The organism is Corynebacterium sp. HMSC14B06, from assembly GCF_001807075.1.
In the GTDB taxonomy this organism is placed as follows: domain Bacteria; phylum Actinomycetota; class Actinomycetes; order Mycobacteriales; family Mycobacteriaceae; genus Corynebacterium; species Corynebacterium jeikeium_D.
This window is the reverse complement of the sequence record NZ_KV787363.1, coordinates 1-596: the sequence shown is the minus strand read 5'-3', so window position 1 is coordinate 596 and position 596 is coordinate 1. Positions and strand designations below refer to the sequence as shown.

Genomic DNA, 596 nt, shown 5'->3' with positions numbered 1-596 from the left:
GTAAGTTCCGACCTGCACGAATGGCGTAACGACTTCCCTGCTGTCTCAACCACAGACCCGGCGAAATTGCAGTACGAGTAAAGATGCTCGTTACGCGCGGCAGGACGAAAAGACCCCGGGACCTTCACTATAGCTTGGTATTGGTGTTCGGTTCGGTTTGTGTAGGATAGGTGGGAGACTGTGATGCCTCAACGCCAGTTGGGGTGGAGTCGTTGTTGAAATACCACTCTGATCGTATTGGACATCTCAACCTCGGCCCGTGATCCGGGTTAGGGACAGTGCCTGGTGGGTAGTTTAACTGGGGCGGTTGCCTCCCAAAGAGTAACGGAGGCGCCCAAAGGTTCCCTCAGCCTGGTTGGCAATCAGGTGTTGAGTGTAAGTGCACAAGGGAGCTTGACTGTGAGACTGACAGGTCGAGCAGGTAGGAAACTAGGGACTAGTGATCCGGCACCGGCTTGTGGAAGCGGTGTCGCTCAACGGATAAAAGGTACCCCGGGGATAACAGGCTGATCTTCCCCAAGAGTCCATATCGACGGGATGGTTTGGCACCTCGATGTCGGCTCGTCGCATCCTGGGGCTGGAGTAGGTCCCAAGGG

The 596-nt window shown here is 55.7% G+C and carries 1 rRNA gene; it reads left to right on the top strand.

Going from position 1 to position 596, the window contains the following annotated elements:
- Positions 1-596, top strand: a 23S ribosomal RNA gene (locus HMPREF3130_RS03970); the annotation flags it as partial.